The 17,899-nt window shown below is 67.4% G+C and carries 19 protein-coding genes; 9 read left to right on the forward strand and 10 right to left on the reverse strand.

Features of this window, described 5'->3' with window-relative positions; translation table 11 throughout:
- The first annotated feature begins 15 nt into the window (after positions 1 to 15).
- Genes NM962_10610 through NM962_10625 form a run of 4 tightly spaced genes read left to right on the forward strand, consistent with a single transcriptional unit; the run spans position 16 to position 4,362 of the window.
- Positions 16 to 945, forward strand: coding sequence for an acetaldehyde dehydrogenase (acetylating) (locus NM962_10610; protein ID UVO14397.1), 930 nt, complete (start codon positions 16 to 18; stop codon positions 943 to 945).
- Entirely contained in the window at positions 945 to 1,973 is a 1,029-nt protein-coding gene (gene dmpG, locus NM962_10615; GenBank protein ID UVO14398.1) for a 4-hydroxy-2-oxovalerate aldolase, read from the forward strand. Before NM962_10610 ends, dmpG begins: the two co-directional genes overlap by 1 nt.
- 7 nt (positions 1,974 to 1,980) lie before the next feature.
- On the forward strand, positions 1,981 to 4,071 hold the full coding sequence (locus NM962_10620) for a RecQ family ATP-dependent DNA helicase (protein ID UVO14399.1): 2,091 nt from the start codon (positions 1,981 to 1,983) through the stop codon (positions 4,069 to 4,071).
- A gap of 21 nt (positions 4,072 to 4,092) precedes the next feature.
- Complete coding sequence (locus NM962_10625) at positions 4,093 to 4,362, forward strand: hypothetical protein (protein ID UVO14400.1); 270 nt, start codon at positions 4,093 to 4,095, stop codon at positions 4,360 to 4,362.
- On the opposite strand, the gene NM962_10630 is transcribed toward NM962_10625, so the two are convergent.
- Genes NM962_10630 through NM962_10645 form a run of 4 tightly spaced genes read right to left on the reverse strand, consistent with a single transcriptional unit; the run spans position 4,337 to position 7,404 of the window.
- Positions 4,337 to 5,056 (reverse strand): EthD domain-containing protein, encoded by a 720-nt coding sequence (locus NM962_10630; GenBank protein UVO14401.1) that lies wholly within the window; start codon positions 5,054 to 5,056, stop codon positions 4,337 to 4,339. The genes NM962_10625 and NM962_10630 overlap by 26 nt on opposite strands.
- Positions 5,057 to 5,066: 10 nt before the next feature.
- Entirely contained in the window at positions 5,067 to 6,008 is a 942-nt protein-coding gene (locus tag NM962_10635; GenBank protein UVO14402.1) for a TIGR03619 family F420-dependent LLM class oxidoreductase, read from the reverse strand.
- Positions 6,005 to 6,472, reverse strand: coding sequence for a nuclear transport factor 2 family protein (locus NM962_10640; GenBank protein UVO14403.1), 468 nt, complete (start codon positions 6,470 to 6,472; stop codon positions 6,005 to 6,007). Before NM962_10640 ends, NM962_10635 begins: the two co-directional genes overlap by 4 nt.
- Positions 6,469 to 7,404, reverse strand: coding sequence for a helix-turn-helix domain-containing protein (locus NM962_10645; protein UVO14404.1), 936 nt, complete (start codon positions 7,402 to 7,404; stop codon positions 6,469 to 6,471). The genes NM962_10640 and NM962_10645 overlap by 4 nt, the downstream gene beginning before the upstream one ends.
- Positions 7,405 to 7,500: 96 nt before the next feature.
- Between NM962_10645 and NM962_10650 the strand changes: the two genes are divergently transcribed.
- From NM962_10650 to NM962_10660, 3 genes are read left to right on the forward strand one after another with little or no spacing between them, the layout of a single operon-like run.
- The gene (locus NM962_10650) at positions 7,501 to 8,628 is read left to right on the forward strand and encodes a hypothetical protein (GenBank protein UVO14405.1); all 1,128 of its coding nucleotides are present in this window, start codon (positions 7,501 to 7,503) and stop codon (positions 8,626 to 8,628) included.
- Between the two features lie 2 nt (positions 8,629 to 8,630).
- Complete coding sequence (locus NM962_10655; protein ID UVO14667.1) at positions 8,631 to 9,413, forward strand: SDR family oxidoreductase; 783 nt, start codon at positions 8,631 to 8,633, stop codon at positions 9,411 to 9,413.
- Entirely contained in the window at positions 9,413 to 10,558 is a 1,146-nt protein-coding gene (locus tag NM962_10660; GenBank protein UVO14406.1) for a sulfotransferase, read from the forward strand. The genes NM962_10655 and NM962_10660 overlap by 1 nt, the downstream gene beginning before the upstream one ends.
- 97 nt (positions 10,559 to 10,655) lie before the next feature.
- On the opposite strand, the gene NM962_10665 is transcribed toward NM962_10660, so the two are convergent.
- Both NM962_10665 and NM962_10670 read right to left on the reverse strand, forming a co-directional pair.
- On the reverse strand, positions 10,656 to 11,138 hold the full coding sequence (locus tag NM962_10665; GenBank protein UVO14407.1) for a hypothetical protein: 483 nt from the start codon (positions 11,136 to 11,138) through the stop codon (positions 10,656 to 10,658).
- Between the two features lie 10 nt (positions 11,139 to 11,148).
- Positions 11,149 to 12,318 (reverse strand): aromatic ring-hydroxylating dioxygenase subunit alpha, encoded by a 1,170-nt coding sequence (locus tag NM962_10670; protein ID UVO14408.1) that lies wholly within the window; start codon positions 12,316 to 12,318, stop codon positions 11,149 to 11,151.
- 110 nt (positions 12,319 to 12,428) lie between these two features.
- Between NM962_10670 and NM962_10675 the strand changes: the two genes are divergently transcribed.
- Positions 12,429 to 12,962: a gamma carbonic anhydrase family protein gene (locus tag NM962_10675; protein ID UVO14409.1), complete on the forward strand. Its 534-nt coding sequence runs from the start codon at positions 12,429 to 12,431 to the stop codon at positions 12,960 to 12,962.
- Between the two features lie 78 nt (positions 12,963 to 13,040).
- Here NM962_10675 and NM962_10680 read toward each other — a convergent pair whose 3' ends face one another.
- The 4 genes from NM962_10680 to NM962_10695 form a co-directional block, all read right to left on the reverse strand.
- Positions 13,041 to 13,451, reverse strand: coding sequence for a nuclear transport factor 2 family protein (locus NM962_10680; protein ID UVO14410.1), 411 nt, complete (start codon positions 13,449 to 13,451; stop codon positions 13,041 to 13,043).
- A gap of 69 nt (positions 13,452 to 13,520) precedes the next feature.
- Positions 13,521 to 14,696, reverse strand: a complete 1,176-nt coding sequence (locus NM962_10685) for a thiolase domain-containing protein (protein ID UVO14668.1) — start codon at positions 14,694 to 14,696, stop codon at positions 13,521 to 13,523.
- Positions 14,693 to 15,757 (reverse strand): thiolase domain-containing protein, encoded by a 1,065-nt coding sequence (locus tag NM962_10690; protein UVO14411.1) that lies wholly within the window; start codon positions 15,755 to 15,757, stop codon positions 14,693 to 14,695. Before NM962_10690 ends, NM962_10685 begins: the two co-directional genes overlap by 4 nt.
- A gap of 8 nt (positions 15,758 to 15,765) precedes the next feature.
- On the reverse strand, positions 15,766 to 16,758 hold the full coding sequence (locus NM962_10695) for an OB-fold domain-containing protein (protein ID UVO14412.1): 993 nt from the start codon (positions 16,756 to 16,758) through the stop codon (positions 15,766 to 15,768).
- 58 nt (positions 16,759 to 16,816) lie between these two features.
- Here NM962_10695 and NM962_10700 point away from each other — a divergent pair, with 58 nt between their 5' ends.
- Complete coding sequence (locus tag NM962_10700) at positions 16,817 to 17,848, forward strand: LLM class F420-dependent oxidoreductase (GenBank protein ID UVO14413.1); 1,032 nt, start codon at positions 16,817 to 16,819, stop codon at positions 17,846 to 17,848.
- The last annotated feature ends 51 nt before the right edge of the window (positions 17,849 to 17,899 follow it).

Below are 17,899 nucleotides of genomic sequence, written 5' to 3' on the forward strand. Positions count from 1 at the left end.
AATAGAGGAGCGTTCATGGCTGCCAAAGCCTCAGTCGCGATCGTCGGGTCGGGCAACATCAGCACCGACCTGCTGTACAAACTGCTGCGTTCGGAGTGGCTGGAGCCGCGCTGGATGATCGGCATCGACCCGGAGTCCGAGGGGCTGGCCCGAGCCCGCAAGCTCGGCCTGGAGACGTCGGCCGAGGGGGCGGACTGGCTGCTGGCCCTGGATGAGAAGCCGGACTTCGTCTTCGAGGCCACCAGCGCCTACGTGCACAAGGCGTACGCGCCCAAGTACGAGGCCGCCGGCATCCGGGCCATCGACCTGACCCCGGCCGCGGTGGGTCCGGCGGTGATTCCGCCGGCAAACCTGCATGAACACGTCGACGCACCGAACGTCAACATGATCACCTGCGGTGGCCAGGCCACCATTCCGATCGTGTACGCGGTCACCCGCGCGGTCAAAGCCCAGGGCGGCACCGTGCCGTATGCGGAGATCGTGGCCAGCGTCGCAAGTGTGTCGGCCGGGCCGGGCACTCGCGCCAACATCGACGAGTTCACCAAGACCACCTCGGCGGGTGTGCAGACCATCGGTGGTGCCGAGCGCGGCAAGGCGATCATCATCTTGAACCCCGCCGACCCGCCGATGATCATGCGCGACACCATCTTCTGCCAGATCCCCGAGGACGCTGACCGGGACGCGATCACCGCGTCGATCAAGGACGTCGTCGCCCAGGTGCAGACCTACGTGCCGGGCTACCGGTTGCTCAACGAGCCGCAGTTCGACGAGCCGTCGCTGAACTCCGGCGGGCGCGCTGTGGTCACCACGTTCGTCGAAGTAGAGGGTGCCGGGGATTATCTGCCGCCGTATGCGGGAAACCTGGACATCATGACCGCCGCCGCCACCAAGGTCGGCGAGGAGATCGCCCGCGAGATGGCGGCAGCAAAGGCTGGAGGAGCGTAATGAGCGACCACATCTTCGATGTGCGGATCACCGACACCTCGCTGCGGGACGGTTCGCACCACAAGCGTCACCAGTTCACCCCCGAGGAGGTCTCGGCGATCGTCGCCGCGATCGACGCCGCCGGGGTACCGGTGATCGAGGTGACCCACGGTGACGGCCTGGGCGGGTCCAGCTTCAACTACGGGTTCTCCAAGACTCCCGACCAGGAGTTGATCAAGCTCGCGGCGGCCACGGCCAAGGACGCCAAGATCGCCTTCCTGATGCTGCCCGGCGTGGCCACCAAGGAAGACATGAAGGAGGCGCAGGGCAACGGCGGCGTGATCTGCCGGATCGCCACCCACTGCACCGAGGCCGACGTCTCCATCCAGCACTTCGGCCTGGCCCGCGAGCTCGGTCTGGAGACCGTCGGGTTCTTGATGATGGCCCACACCGTCACCCCGGAGAAGCTGGCCGCCCAAGCCCGCATCATGGCCGACGCCGGCTGCCAGTGCGTATACGTGGTGGACTCCGCCGGTGCGCTGGTGATGGAAGGTGTCCGCGATCGGGTGCAGGCGTTGGTCGCCGAGCTCGGTGACGACGCTCAGGTGGGCTTCCACGGCCACGAGAACCTCGGGCTTGGCGTGGCCAACTCCCTGGAGGCGGTGCGCGCCGGTGCCAAGCAGATCGACGGCTCGGTGCGCCGATTCGGTGCGGGCGCGGGCAACGCCCCGGTCGAAGCGCTGATCGGGGTGTTCGACAAGGTCGGGATCAAGACCGGCATCGACTTCTTCGACATCGCCGACGCTGCCGAGGAAGTGGTGCGCCCGGCCATGCCGGCCGAGTGCGTGCTGGACCGCAACGCGCTGATCATGGGCTACTCCGGGGTGTACTCCAGCTTCCTCAAGCACGCGGTGCGCCAGGGCGAGCGTTATGGCGTTCCCGCCCATGAGCTGCTGCACCGGGCCGGGCAGCGCAAGCTGATCGGCGGCCAGGAGGACCAGCTCATCGACATCGCGCTGGAGATCCAGCGGGAGCGGGCTGCGAAATAATCGCGGTATGACGGTGCGGCCGCAAGCCCAGGCAATTCTGGAGCAGTTGGCCGGACCGCAGGCGCGGCTGCGCGACGACCAGTGGGCCGCGATCGAAGCCCTGGTGGTCGGGCGCCGTCGCGCGCTGGTGGTGCAGCGGACCGGCTGGGGCAAGTCGGCGGTCTACTTCATCGCAGCCAAGCTCATGCGTGCGGGCGGGCAAGAAGACCGGGGTCCGACGGTGATCGTGTCGCCGCTGCTGGCGTTGATGCGCAACCAGGTCGCCGCCGCAGAACGGGCCGGCGTGCACGCGGCCACCATCAACTCGTCGAACGTGACCGAGTGGGCCGACGTGCAACGCCGGGTGGCCGCGGGCGAACTGGACGTGCTGCTGGTCAGTCCGGAGCGGCTCAACAATCCCGATTTCCGCGATGAGGTGTTGCCGGCGCTGGCGGCCCGGGCCGGGCTGGTCGTGGTCGACGAGGCCCACTGCGTCTCGGATTGGGGCCACGATTTCCGGCCGGACTACCGGCGGATCCGCACCCTGATCGCCGAGCTCGGCGCCGACATCCCGGTGCTGGCGACCACGGCAACCGCCAACGACCGGGTGGTCGCCGATGTCGCCGGCCAGCTCGGGGTCGGCGGTGGCGACACCTTGGTCTTGCGTGGCGGCCTGGACCGCGAATCGCTGCGGATGTCGGTGGTGCAAGCCGGGGGCCCGGCGCAGCGGGCCGCCTGGATCGGTACCCACCTGGAGAAGCTGCCCGGATCCGGGATCGTCTACACGCTGACGGTGGCCCAAGCCCACGATGTGGCGGCCGACCTGCGCGCGCAGGGGTTCGCGGTGGCCGCCTACACCGGTTCGACCGATTCGGCCGATCGGGAGCAGCTTGAGGCCGATCTGCTGGCCAATCGGGTCAAAGCGCTGATCGCCACCTCGGCGCTCGGCATGGGATTCGACAAGCCCGACCTGGGATTCGTCGTCCACCTGGGTGCGCCGTCCTCGCCGATCGCCTACTACCAGCAGGTCGGCCGGGCCGGGCGCGCCACCGCCAGCGCCGAAGTGATCCTGTTGCCCGGCACCGAGGACCAGGACATCTGGCGCTATTTTGCGTCGCTGGCCTTCCCCGCGGAGTCTTTGGTGCGCAAGGTGATCGGCGAACTGTCACCCGATCAGCCGCTGTCGACGCCGGCGCTGGAAGCGCGGGTAGACCTGAACCGGTCGCGGTTGGAGATGGTGCTCAAGGTCCTCGATGTGGACGGTGCAGTACGCCGAGTCAAGGGCGGCTGGTTGGGCACTGGAGCCCACTGGACCTATGACGAGCAGCGCTACCGCAAGCTCGACGAGCTGCGGCGGGCCGAGCAGCAGGCGATGCTGGACTACCAGGCCACCGACGGTTGCCGGATGAGTTTCCTGCGGGCCCAACTCAATGACCCCCAGCTGCAGGCAGGGGAGCGCTGCGGGCGGTGCGACAACTGCGCCGGGCCACGGTTTGACGCCGCGGTGGATCCCAGCGCTGCCGCGGCCACGCGTGAGCGGCTGATGCGTCCCGGCGTGGAGATCACGCCGCGGCGACAGTGGCCGTCGGGGCTGGCGCAGCTTGGCGTCGGCCTGTCCGGCCGGATCGCCGACGGGCCGGAGCCGGGCCGGGTCATCGGCCGGCTCACAGACCTGGGTTGGGGTGCACGGCTGCGGCGGCTGCTCGACGAGCCGGACCGCGAAGTACCCGACGAGGTGGTGCGCGCGGCCGTGAGCGTATTGGCCGGCTGGGAGTGGCAGACCCGGCCGACCGCGGTGCTGGGCCTGGACTCGGCCACGCACCCGATTCTGATCGGCTCGTTGACCGACCGGCTGGCCGAACTCGGCCGCCTGACCCGCTTGGACACCTTGCGGTATGCGCCGCAGCGGCGCGCGACGACGGCGGCGAACTCGGCCTACCGAGTCGCCGCGCTGCAGGGCTGCTGGCAGCCGCCGGCCGAGCTGCCGGCCGATATCGGCCCGGTGTTGTTGGTCGACGATGTCACCGACACCGGGTGGACGTTGACGATGGCGGCCCGGGTGTTGCGGGCTGCGGGCGCACCGCAGGTCCTGCCGTTCGCCCTGGCCAGCGTGAACTAAAAACGCGGGTACCGTCGAGTGATGAGCGGTATTACTCGAGCGATTGCGGTCGGCTTGCTCAGTGTGGCCGGGGTACTGGCACCGGTGGCCAACGCCGCACCGCAGCAATGCGACCAGACCGTCGGCAACTCCATCGACGCCTACCTAAACCGGCATCCGGACGTCCGGGCGGAATTAGACGAGCGAGGCAGGCAGGAGGATCCCGGCGCCCCGAACCCGACGCTCGCCTACCTCGAACGGCACCCGCATGTACGGGAGGCGTTGATCACGCTGTCCCAGCAGTGTGTGTGACGAACGGCGACCGGAACACATAGCGGCTGGTGGGCACGGTGTCGATGTTCAGCTGCGCACCGAACGCGCTGACACTGGCGATCATCCGGCCCACCCGATCGGTGAGGTCGGCTTCGTCGGCCGCGCCGTAGAACGCGTACGGATCGGACACCGCCTCGTCGGGGAAGTTCTCCTCGACTATGGCGTCGATGCGGGGTGCGTCTTCGGTGAGCGGGCGGATCACGACATTCTGGGTGTAGCCGAAGGTCGCCTGGGTGTCGATGGCGACCTGGGTGTGGTCGATGTGCCAACGGTGCAGCCAGGTCGCCTCGTCCAAATCGGCCGGCCGGCGCAGCAACGCCACATTGGCCAGGCCCCGGGTGCGACGGCCCTCGCCGGGGTCCGGTGGCGGCATGGGCATCGATTCGGTCACCAGATACGCTGCCGCCGAATCAGATTCGGCTTCGATCAGGGCGATGGCTGCTCGAGTCGCTTCGCCGTAGTACTGCTGGGTCCACAGGCTGATGACGGCCGCCGCCGGCGGGTCCAGCGTCGTCAGCGTCATCATGGAGTCGCGCACCGGCTCGTCGCGCACGTTGACCACGACGCCCGGCAGGCCTAGATCCAGTAGTTTCGCCGCGATCGGACCGCGCAGATGCTGGCACCATTGGTCGCTGAAATCGGCTGTGCGCGCGACGATCATGACCTTTTCCATCGATGTCTCCTTAACCGGTTGCGGCGCGGAACGCCTCGACGAGTTGGCGAAGCAGGTCAGTGGCCCGACCGACGTCCTTGGGCAGCGAGCAGGTGACCCGCACATCGGTGACCCCCGCGGCGACCAGTGCCGGCGCCGAGGCCGCGGTGGCCTCGGCGTCCAGCGAGCCGTCCGGGTTCTTGGCGGTGGTCGCGTGGCCCAGGACCTGCAGACCGGTCGGATCGCCACCCAGCGCGGCGACGCGGTCCTTCATGGCCGCGATCGCGCCGGCCGGGTCGCGCATTGCCGGGCCCCACGGGATCCAGCCGGAGCCGAACCGGGCCAGGCGGCGTGCTACCGCGTCGTTGATCGTGCCGCTCACCCAGATCGGAACCCCGCCGGGGGTAACGGGTTTGGGCATCTGGTGAATGTTCTCGAACGACAACTCCGGGGATGCATAGCTGCTGCGCTGTTGAATCCACAGGGTCTGGCACACCTCCAGGGTGTGGTCCAGCAGTCGCCCGCGGCGCTCGAACGACAGCCCGGCGGCCTCATATTCCTCGCGTTGCCAGCCGACGCCCACGCCGAGATCCAGCCGCCCTCCCGACAGTACATCCAGGGTGGCCAGCTCCTTGGCCAACACCGCCGGCCGGCGCAGTGCCGCCAGCAACACCGCAGTACCCAAGCGGATGCGAGTGGTGGTCGCGGCCAGCGCGGTGAGCACGATCAGTGGATCCAGCCACTGGCCGTCGGGCCCGGTCGGCTGGCGCCCGCCGGCGATCCCACCGAGCCGGGGGTCGGCGTAGGCAGCCGGATTCTCGCCGAACACCACGTGATCGGAGACCACGACCCGATCGACGCCCGCAGCGTCCATCGCCGCGCCCAGGGCCAGGGTTGCGGCCCAATCGTGGCCGGGATCGTCAGTGAAAGTCTTGAGCTGTAACGAAATCTGCGGTCTCTGGGCGGGGGTCATGAGCGCACCTGTCGGGCCGGCCGCGACTCGATCGCATCGATGGTCAGCGCCCGCTGCGCGATCCGCCAGCCCCGCCCGACACGGTGATAGGCGTCGCGGTAGCGCAGGTACCAGACGTGGTCGGTGAGCTTGCCGTCGTGCTCGAGCCAATGATGCGCCACCCCGGTGATCTCTCCGGTCGCGACGTCAGCCGAGGTCGAGGCGGTGTAGACCTCGCCGACGATGCCGTGCTGAGTGCGGGTCACCGCGTCCAGTGCCGACATCGCGTTCCGCACGCCGGCGTGGCCGTGGTGGCGCACGCATGGTTCCAGGTGATCCGGCGGATCTGGTAGGACGAGTTCGGCTTCGGCGGTGAACAATTCGGCTACCGCGTCGAATCGTCGCGCGTCGACGTCGCGGGCGTAGCGGTGCACGAGCTCGGACAACTCCAGTCGGGAGGCAGTCGACAGGACCAGCGCGGTCATGTCGCCGAACCTAACAGCCATGCGGGCTTGCTTCCGCCGAGTTGCGCGGTGAGCGCCTCGGCGGTCCGCAGCAGTCCGCGCGCCCACTTGGTGATCTCGGAGTCGGTCAGTGCGCGCTGGGCGTGCAGCGACACCACCATCGCTTGGCGTTGGTGGTGGTCGTAAACCGGCGCGGAGATCACGCTGATGTCGTGACGGCCCCGGCTGCCGCCTTCGCCACGCAGATACACCCGCTCGCCGATGTCGGAGACCAGCTCACCGAGCAGGGCTCGCAGCTCGTCGGGCAGATCGCTGGACAGGCCCGCCATCAACCCGTAGAGCCGTTGGCCGCCCGGAGTCAGTCGCTCGACCAGATAGCCGTCGGTACGGCATTCGTCGACGACGCGTTGCAGGCGCTCGCCCTCCGATCGCAGCGGGATGGTGGGCTGGCGGGCCAGCCAGTCCCGCAGGGCATGGTCGTCCCAGAGCACGAACATCAGCCCGACCGGCGGTGCGAAGGGATAACTCTGGCCGGCTTGGACTCCCAGATGCGCGTTGGGCGCCGCCACCAGCTCCAGCACCGTGATTCGGTCATCGACCACCGCACTCAGCGCCGCGGAGGTGGCGAAATCCGCAGACAGCCGCTGCAATTGCTCGCGTGCCTCGGGGCCGACCCGCAGCGACTGCTGGGCCGCGCGGCCGAGCGAGATCAGGCCCGGCCCGAGCCGGTAGGTCTTGTGGGGGTCGTCTCGGGTCAGGTAACCCGCGTCGGCCAGGGCGTTGGCGATGCCCAGGCAGGTCGGCTTGGACAGCTCGGTGCGCCGGGCCAGTTCGGACAATCCGAAGCTCTGGTCGGGGTGGCGGGCCAGAAAGTCCAGGATCGTCACCACCCGCTCGGTCGGCGGGGACGACCGCACAACTCGTTGGGGCGCCGCTTGTTCAGGCACAGCCATTGCAGCATGCTACCGCGACCGTCTAAAGTCGGTTCGAGATATCTACCATATCGGTCCAATATTGAACCAATCGATGATCTGTGAGGTGTTGCAGCGATGTACTCCGAACCCCTTTCGGCCGCGATCGCCGAGGCGGAGAAGCTGGTCGCCGCCGCCCCGCACATCGAGACCGAGGCCGATCTGCTCGAGGGCCTGCAATACCTGGCCGGCGGTGTCGAGGCTTGCGTGCACGCCGCCTTCAACAGCGAGCGCGACCACCCGTTCTTGCTGTCGGGCACCGGGCCGTTCACCAAGATGGGCCTGGACAACCCCGATACGCTGTACTTCGGCGCCGTCGTGCGTCCCGGCAACGACTACATCGTGCAGGGCACCCGGGGAACCACGACCGACCTCAGTTTCCAGCTGCTCGGCGGCGAATACACCGACGACAACGTCCCGGCCAGTGAGGCCGCCTTCGACGATCGCGAACTCGATATTGCCGCCGATGGCACCTTCACCTGGCGCTTCCAGCCGAAGACACCGGCGCAACTGGTGATCCGCGAGGTCTACAACGACTGGTCCGCTCAGCGCGGCACCCTCTCGATCGCCCGGACCGACACCGAAGGCACCGCACCGCCGCCGCTGACCCGACAGCTCATCGAGAAGCGTTATGCCGCAGCGGGAAAGCAGCTGATCAACCGCATCAAGACCTGGCTGGCGTTCCCGCAGTGGTTCTATCTCAACCTCCCGGTCAACACCATGGTGGCGCCGCGTCTCACACCGGGCGGTCTGGCCACGCAGTACTCGTCGGCCGGGCACTACGAGCTCGAGCCCGGACAGGCGCTGGTCATCACCCTGCCGGTGTCGGATGCGCCGTACCTGGGCTTCCAGCTGGGCAGCCTGTGGTACATCTCGCTGGACTACATCAACCACCAGACCTCGCTGAACGGCACTCAGGCGCAGGCCGATCCGGACGGCAAGATCCGGATCGTGGTGTCCGACACCGATCCCGGGGTCACCAACTGGGTCGAGACGTGTGCGCACCGGCGCGGGTTCCTGCAGTTCCGCTGGCAGCGGGTGTCGCGGCAACTGACCGAGGTCGACGGACCGACCGTCGAGCTCATCGACGTCGATGCCGTGCAGGCGGCGCTGCCCTTCTATGACCACAACAAGATTTCGCAAGAGGACTGGCGAGCGCGAATCGCGCAGCGGCAGCAGCAAATCGCTAACAGAATGCTGGGGTGAAGATGACCGGATTGCTCAACGGCAAAGTCGTTGTGATCAGCGGGGTCGGGCCGGGGCTCGGCAGCACGATGGCCAATCGGTTCGCGGCCGAGGGCGCCGACCTGGTGCTGGTCGCGCGCAGCGCCGATCGCCTCGAAGAGGTGGCCAAGCAGGTCAGGGCCGCCGGGCGTCGCGCCCTGGTGGTCCCGGCCGACATCACCGAGGACGACCAGGTAGCGCACCTGGTGGACGCGGCCTCGGCCGAGTTCGACCACATCGACGTGTTGATCAACAACGCCTTCCGGGTGCCGTCGATGAAGCCATTGGCGCAGACCACGTTTCAGCATATCCGCGACGCCATCGAGCTCAGCGGGCTTGGCGCGCTGCGCCTGACCCAGGGCTTCACGCCGGCTCTGGCAGCGGCAGGAGGCTCGATCGTCAACCTGAACTCGATGGTGATCCGGCACTCGCAGCCCAAGTACGGCGCCTACAAGATGGCCAAGGCCGCCCTGCTGGCGATGTCGCAGTCGTTGGCGTCCGAACTGGGCGAGCAGGGTATCCGGGTCAACTCCGTTGCTCCCGGATACATCTGGGGCGACACCCTGCAGAGCTACTTCGCCCACCAGGCCGGTAAGTACGGCACCACCGTCGAGCAGATCTATGCGGCCACCGCCGCCAACTCCGACCTGAGGCGGCTGCCGACCGAGGACGAGGTGGCGTCGGCGGTGCTGTTTTTGGCCAGCGATCTGGCCAGCGGCATCAGCGGCCAGGTTATCGACGTCAACTGCGGGGAGTACCACAACTGATGACGGCTCGTACCAACGTCGGCACCGTCGAGGATCTGCACGCCTCGGCCACCAAGATGGTGGGTCTGGACGACTTCGGTCCCGACGACGACAACTACCGCGAAGCGCTCGGCGTGCTGCTGGACTCGTATCAGACCGAGGCCGACCTCACCGAGCTGGGCAGCAAGATGAATCGGTTCTTCCTGCGTGGTGCGCTGGTGGCCCGGTTGCTGTCGCAGGCCGGCTGGAATGCGAACCCTGAGTACACCCAGGTCGGTATCGAGCGGCCGATCTTCGTGACCGGTTTGCCCCGCACCGGAACCACCGCGCTGCACCGGCTACTGGGCGCCGACCCGGCGCACCAGGGCTTGGAGATGTGGCTGGCCGAGTTCCCGCAGCCGCGGCCGCCACGCGAAACCTGGGACAGCAACCCGGTTTACCAGCAGATGGCCGCCCAGTTCGCGCGGCACCATGACGAGAACCCGGACTACACCGGGCTGCACTTCATGACCGCCGACGGATTGGAAGAGTGCTGGCAGCTGCTGCGCCAGTCGCTGCACTCCGTGTCATATGAGACGCTGGCGCACCTGCCGAGCTATTCGCGCTGGCTCTCCGAACGGGACTGGGTCCCGTCGTACCAGCGGCACCGCCGCAACCTGCAACTGATCGGGCTCAACGACCCCGGCAAGCGGTGGGTGCTCAAGAACCCCAGTCACCTGTTCGCGCTGGACGCGATCATGGCGGTCTATCCCGACGCGCTCATCGTGCAGTGCCACCGGCCGGCCGAAACCATCCTGGCGTCGATGTGTTCGCTGGCTCGGCACACCACCGAAGGTCAGTCGAACACCTTCGTCGGTGCGCGGATCGGCGCCGACGAGATGGAGACCTGGGCTCGCGGGTTGGAGCTGTTCAACAGCCAACGCGCCCAATATAACCAGGCTCAGTTCTGCGACATCGATTACAAGGAGTTCGTCGCCGACCCGCTGGCCACCGCCGCGAGCATCTACGAACGCTTCGGCCTACCGCTGTCCGATGAGGCGCGTCAGGCCATGGCCGACGACTATGCCGCAAGCAAGACCGGCCCGCGCGCGCCGAAGCACGAATACTCACTGGCCGACTATGGGTTGACCGCCGAGGCGGTCCGGGAGCGCTTCGCCGGCCTGTGAGTCAGTGAATTTGGCCGTGCCACCCGCCGAGTGTGCGGTTTGGTCGGTCAAAGATGCGATCTGCCAACCAAACCGCACTCTCGGCGGAGAGAACGGTCTAGTCGATGCCGTCGCCGGGCGGGGGAGCGCTGGATCGTTCCTCCAGATGGCCCTCGGCAACCGCGTGCGCAATGCTCTTCGACAGCTTCGGACAGCCCCGGCTACGGCTGCTGCCGTGGCCGGCCTCGCGTTCGGCGGCGAAATGGGCGCACTGCTTCACCGCTGCCGAATTCCATTGCACCGAGGTGTATCCGGGGCCCAGCTTCTTGACCTCGACGGTGGCGGTGCAGTGCCGGCATTCCACCGGCATCAGACCCGAATGCAGGTAGCGGTCGGTATCCCGTTCGGTCGCAGCACGAATCGCCTCGTAGCGCTCCGGATCGACCGGAAACAGCGGTTGCCGCGAGTAGCGGGTGTCGGGGCCCGACTGATCGTCCCGGTCGTCGGCGGAGTCGCCGTGCTCGCCGTGGTCGTCGTGCGGGCCGTAGAACATCAGCATGGACCGGGCCAGCTCGCCGGCGTCGGGAACCTCGCGGGCCATGGTGCCAGACCTACTCTGCGTTAACGGTTTCTGAGGCCTTTAGGGCCTTCGCTTCTTCCTGCACCCGCAGGTTCTCGGCGACCTCCGCGTTCCACTTCTCGTTGGCCACTGTGGCGTCGATCTCGATCTCGAAGCGATCGGTCATCTCCGCGGTGACGTCGGCAGCGTCGACGTAGAACTGTGAGTACCAGCGGCGCAGCTGGTAGACCGCTCCGTCTTCTTCGACCAGCAGCGGGTTCTCGATCCGGCTCTTGTGCGTCCAGATCTCGACGTCCTGCAGGAAGCCCTTGCTGACGCCGTCGGTCATGGCGTCGGCGATCTTCTCGGTCGTCGCGTCGTCGAGGCCCTTGGGCTTCTGCACGATGACGCCCCACATCAGCCGGAACTGGTCCTGGCTGATGGGGTAGTGGCAGTTGATCAGGATCGACTCGGCCTTGAAACCGCCGTAGCTGTTGTGCAGCCAGTTGATCATGAACGACGGGCCGAAGTAGGAGGCCTCGGAGTCCAATTCCGAACCGCCGTAGCTGGTGCCCAGGCCGGGAACGTCGGAACGCCCGACATTGTGCAGGTACTGCGAGGCGATGTGGCCCTCGAACACGTTCTTGAACGACGTGGGCAGCCCGTAGTGGATGTAGAAGAAGTGCGCGAAGTCGGTGACGTTGTCGATGATGTCGCGGCAGTTGGAGTCGATCACCATCGAGTTCCAGCGCCAGTCGGTCCACTCACCGCTGGACCACTCCGGGATCTCCGGGATCCGCACCTCGTCCGGCGGCGGATTGCCCTCCGGGTCGTTGTACATGAACAGCAGCCCGCCGCGCACGTCGGTCGGGAAGGACTGGGTGCGCGCAACGCGCGGAGTCCGCTTGGAGTAGGGCACCAGCTTGCAACGCCCGTCGCCGCCCCAGCGCCAGTCATGGAACGGGCAGGCGACCTCGTCGCCCTTGATCTCACCGCGGCTCAGGTCCCCGCCCATGTGGCGGCAGTAGGCGTCGAGCACGTGCACCTCACCCCGCGAGTCGGCGAAAACCACCAGCTTGGCGCCGAACGCGTGAATGGAGTGCGGCTTGCCGTCCTGGAAGTCCTTCACCGGGCCCAGGCAGTGCCAGCCACGCGCATAGCGGTCCGGCAGCGTCCCGGTATCGATGTGGCGGACGCCGACCTCGGCGTTGTCAGTGCTCACCTGTTGCCTCCAACCCTTCGCTTCTAACTAGAACACGTTACAGTTTTGACACCTGTTTGCGCAATAAGCCCTGCTGGTTCGGGGTCTTTGGTCCCTGGTATATGTGAACGATGCAGCTGTTCTCCTTCAATGGTCGCTCGCCGCGGATCGACCCCACCGCCTTCGTCGCTCCCACCGCCACACTCATCGGTGACGTCACCATCGAAGCCGGGGCCTCGGTGTGGTTCGGCGCCATCTTGCGTGCCGACGACGCCCCCATCGTGGTGCGCGAGGGTGCCAACGTGCAGGACGGCTCGGTGCTGCACGTGCCGCCGGGCGTGCCGGTGGACATCGGCCCGGGCGCGACGATCGCCCACATGTGCCTGATCCACGGCGCCAACATCGGTGCCGAAGCGTTGATCGGCAACCACGCCACCGTGCTCGACGGCGCGGTGGTCGGCAGCCGCAGCCTGGTGGCGGCCGGCGCGACGGTGCTCGCCGGCACCAAGATTCCGGCCGGGGTACTGGTGACCGGCTCGCCCGCCGTCGTCAAGGGCCCGATCGCGGGAACCGGCGCCGAGATGTGGATCAACGCCAACCCGCCGTACTACCGGGATCTCGCGCAGCGCTACCGCGAAGGCATGGAGCCGGTCACACCTGAGTGACCGGCCGGGCGTCGCGCCCGCGCGCCGAGTGGGAAATCCCCGACGCTGAATCGGCGTGTCGGGCTGTTGCCGCAGCGCCTAGATCTTGTGAGCGGTCTTCGCGGCCCGGTCCAACTCCCAGTAGGCGCGCAGCGCCACGAGCTGACCGGCCTTGTTAGCCCGGTAGGTGAACACACCCTCGGTAACGATCTGGTGCCCGCCCATGGTGATGGTGATGTTGCCGGTGTTGGCCTCTTCATCGCCGCACTGGAAGGTGTCGGAGAAGTTGAACTCGATCTTGTCGGTGCTGGCGATCGCCTTGTCCCAGAACGCCGAGATCTCGTCACGACCGCGGTGACCCTTACCTTCGGGGTCGAAGTGCGAGGGCCCGATCGGGTCTTGCACGATCGCGTCGTCGGCGAAGTTTGCCAGCCAGGCTTCCTTGTCGCGGGCTGCCACCGCGTCACGGGATCGCTTGCCTGCGACGTGGGCGGGGTGATCTGCATTCATGCGGGTTTCCCTCTCACTTGGCGGGTTTGATGCGACGGTCCAGCTTCGGCTCTCCTTCGTCGAGCATCGCTAACCGCCGGGTTTGTCGGCGCCGACCACCCACATCGAGTAGTACTGCGAGCCGCCGCCGTAGGCGTGGCCCAGTGCCTTGCGGGCGTTCGGAACCTGGTGGTCGCCGGCCTTACCCATCACCTGGATCGCCGACTCGGCGAACCGGATCATGCCCGAGGCGCCGATCGGGTTGGACGACAGCACCCCGCCGGAGGCGTTGAACGGGATCTTGCCATCGATCGCGGTCTCGCCGGCCTCGGTGAGCTTCCAGCCCTCGCCTTCGGGAGCGAACCCCAGGTTCTCCAGCCACATCGGCTCGAACCAGGAGAACGGCACATACACTTCGGCGCAGTCGATCTCGTCGATCGGGCTGGTGATACCGGCTTCTTTCCACAAGGCGGCCGCAGCGTCCCGGCCGGCCTGCGGATTGACCTGATCGCGACCGGAGTAAGCCAGTGGCTCGGTGCGCAGTGCGGTGGCGTGGATCCAGGCCACCGGATGCCCGTCGGCGATCCGCGCGTCAGCGATCTGCTCGTCGCCGATCACCATTGCGGCGGCACCGTCGGATGACGGGCAGGTCTCATCGAAACGGATGGGATCCCACAGCATCTGGGATGCCATCACCTTCTCGAGTGTGATGTCCGGTTGATGCAGATGTGCCAGTGGGTTGCGGGCACCGTTGAGCCGGTCCTTGACCGCGACCATCGCGCCGATATGTGTCGGCGCGCCGGAGCGGCGAATGTACGCGCGCACGTGCGGGGCGAAGTAGCCGCCGGCGCCGGCGCCGACCGGCTTGGTGAACGGCACCGGGATGCTCAGTGCCCACATGGCGTTGGACTCCGACTGCTTCTCCCAGGCCATGGTCAGCACGCGCCGGAACTTACCTGACTTGACCAGGCTGGCCGCCACGACCGCGGTCGACCCGCCCACCGAACCGGCGGTGTGCACCCGGATCAGCGGCTTGCCGGTGGCGCCCACAGCGTCGGCCATGAACAACTCGGGCATCATCACGCCCTCGAAGAAGTCCGGCGCCTTACCGACCACCACCGCGTCGATGTCGTCGAAAGTCGAGCCCGAGTCGGCCAGCGCGCGGTCGATGGCCTCGCGCACCAGGCCGTTCATCGAGACGTCCTGGCGCTTGGCGACGTACTTGGTCTGCCCGGTGCCCAATACCGCAGCGAGTTGGCCCATCAGTTGCGTCCTTCCATCACCGCGACCAGGTTCTGTTGCAGCGCAGGGCCGCTGGTGGCATGGGCCAGTACCCGGCCCGCCGAACCATCAAAGATGTGCTGCGCGGCGAAGCCGATGCGCTCCAGTCCGGCGACAAACATCGGATTGGCCGCCAGGGCACCGCCGGACGGATTCACCTTCGTCTTCGACGGCAACCGCATCGCCTCAGTCAGGATCAGATGCTGATGGGTGAACGGCGCGTGGATCTCAGCGACGTCCACCGCCGGCATGTCGTCGCCGGTGGCGGCCCGCGTCGAAACGGTGGTCGACAGTGACCGGGTCAGGTCCCGGCTACCCAACACCGGCGATTCGATGCGATGCTCGAAACCGGTGATCCAGGCCGGGTTTTCACACAATTCGCGGGCCTTGTCGCCGGCGGCCAGGACGATCGCGGCGGCGCCGTCGGTGATCGGTGCGATGTCGTGCCGGCGCAGCGGGTCGGCGAAGAACGGACGCTCCAGCAGCTCATCAAGGCTGGTGGAAGGCTCCACCGAGTCCACTCGATCAGCGACCGCGAAGGTATCCAGCGCCACCCGCGCCATCTGCTCGGCGGTCCATTGGCCGCCGTCCAGACCGAGCCGGGCCTGCAGTGCTGCGATCGAGACCGAGTCCGGCCACAGTGGGGCAACGGTATAGGGATCGGTCTGCAGGGCCAGTATCCGGCGCAGCTGGCCGGCCGAGGACTTGCCGAAGCCGTAGGCCAGCGCGGTGTCGACCTCGCCGGTCAACACCTTGATGTAGGCCTCATACAGCGCCCACGCGCCGTCCATCTCCACATGCGACTCGTTGATCGGCGGAACCGCGCCGATCGAGTCGATCGCCGAGATGAACGAGAACGCCCGGCCGGCAAGGTAGTCCGAAGAGCCCGAGCACCAGAAGCCGATGTCGGTCTGGGCGATGCCCAGGTCGGAGTACAACTGAGCGAAACACGGCATCAACATCTCGACGCCGTTGGTGGTGCCGTCGGTGCGGCGAACGTGCGGGGCGTGGGCGAAGCCCACCACCGCGACATCGCGTTGCGTCATGCTGCCCCTCACAGGTGGTGCTTGTAGGTGTCGTAGTCGGCGTCCGGTTCGCCGGTGGGCCGGAAGTACTCGATGTTGTCGATGCCCAGACCCCACTCCTCGCGGGGCTTCCACACCGCCTCGACCCGCATTCCCATCCGCACCTCGTGGGCGTCGATCTCAGAAACCAAGTGCAGGAAGGGAATGTCGGCACCGTCGAGCAGCACGTAGGCGGCCACGTACGGCGGCTTGATGCGCTGCCCGGCGAACGGGATGTTGATGATGGCGAACGTCGTCACCGTGCCCTTGTCGGGCAGCTCGACGAAATTATCCAACGGCAGGCCGGTGGCCGGGTCGGCTTCCTTGGGCGGGAAGTACAGCTTGCCCTCGGCGCCGGTGCGCGCACCGAGCAGCTTGCCTTCCTGCAGGGCGCGCAGGTACGCGCTTTCGGGCAGCGACGCGGTGTGCTGGATCTCCAGGCTGGAGGGGATCACCACCATGGTCACCGGGTCGCGCTCGTCCGGGGTGTCGGCTACCGGCTCGGCTTCCTCGCCGATCGCGAAGTAGGCGATGTCGGTGATGGCGCCGACGGTCTCGTCGGCCCAGTGTGCGTGCACCCGGGTGCCGACGCTGATGTCCTTGGCGCTTTCGGCCGCCACCGCGTGCAGCAACGGCACGTCGGCGCCGTCGAGTTTGATCAGAGCCCAGGCGAACGGGCGCTCCAGCGGTTGGCCTTCCAACGGGGCCGGCTGCCAGGACCACGACACCACGGTCCCGACACTGCTCACCGGTACGATCTCGGTGAGCGGTTCGTCGCTGACCGGGTCGTACTCGGCCGGCGGCACGTACACCCGACCGTCGGAGCCACGTACGCCGACGATGCGGCGCTCACGCAGAGCGGTGAAGAACGCGCCCAGAACGGGGCCGACTGAACGTGTGTAGTCGAAGGACAACTTCAGCGGCGCAGAGAGGGGCGGCTCATGCTCATCGATCTGCGCGCGGTTGCTTTGGCTGGCAGTCACGGCATCGAGTAGAACAGGTTCTAACAATGGTGGCAAGCAGGCAAGCGAGGAGCCAAGGATGAAGCTGGGACTGCAACTCGGATATTGGGGCGCGCAGCCGCCGACCAACCACGCGGAACTGGTGGGCGCAGCCGAGGAAGCCGGCTTTGACGCGGTCTTCACCGCCGAGGCGTGGGGCTCCGATGCCTATACGCCGCTGGCCTGGTGGGGTTCGTCGACGTCACGGGTTCGGTTGGGCACCTCGGTGGTTCAGCTGTCGGCACGTACCCCGACCGCCTGCGCGATGGCTGCCTTGACGTTGGACCACCTCTCCGGTGGACGCCACATCCTGGGGCTGGGCGTGTCCGGCCCGCAGGTGGTGGAGGGCTGGTACGGCCAGCGCTTCGGCAAGCCGCTGGCTCGCACCCGCGAGTACATCGACATCCTGCGCCAGGTGTGGGCCCGCGAGGCCCCGGTGACCAGCGCCGGCCCGCACTACCCGCTGCCGATCAGCGGCGAGGGCAGCACCGGGCTGGGCAAGGCGCTCAAGCCGATCACCCACCCGCGCCGGGCTGACATCCCGGTGATGCTCGGCGCCGAAGGCCCGAAGAACATCGCGCTGGCCGCCGAGATCGCCGACGGCTGGCTGCCGATCTTCTACGCCCCGCGGCTGGCCGACATGTACAACGAGTGGCTCGATGAGGGCTTCGCCCGTCCGGGCGCGCGGCGTACCCGGGAAACCTTCGAGATCTGTGCGACGGCCAACATCGTCATCACCGAAGACCGTGCCGCGGCGTTCGCGGCCATGAAGCCCTACCTGGCGCTCTACATGGGCGGCATGGGTTCGGAGGACACCAACTTCCACGCCGAGGTCTACCGCCGGATGGGCTACGGCGAGGTCGTTGACGACGTGACCAAGTTGTTCCGCTCCGGACAAAAGGACAAGGCCGGCGAGATCATCCCCGACGAGCTGGTGGACGACGCCGCGATCGTCGGTGACGTCGATTACGTCCGTAAGCAGATCAAGGTATGGGAGGCCGCCGGCGTCACCATGATGGTGGTCACCGGGCGCAGCACCGAGCAGATTCAGCAGCTGGCCTCGCTGGTTTAGCTCGGTTCGGCGCGCGGCGCCGGTCCCGTCTTGCGGGCAGACTAGAACGCG

It is taken from the genome of Mycobacterium sp. SVM_VP21 (genome assembly GCA_024758765.1).
Lineage (GTDB): Bacteria > Actinomycetota > Actinomycetes > Mycobacteriales > Mycobacteriaceae > Mycobacterium > Mycobacterium heraklionense_C.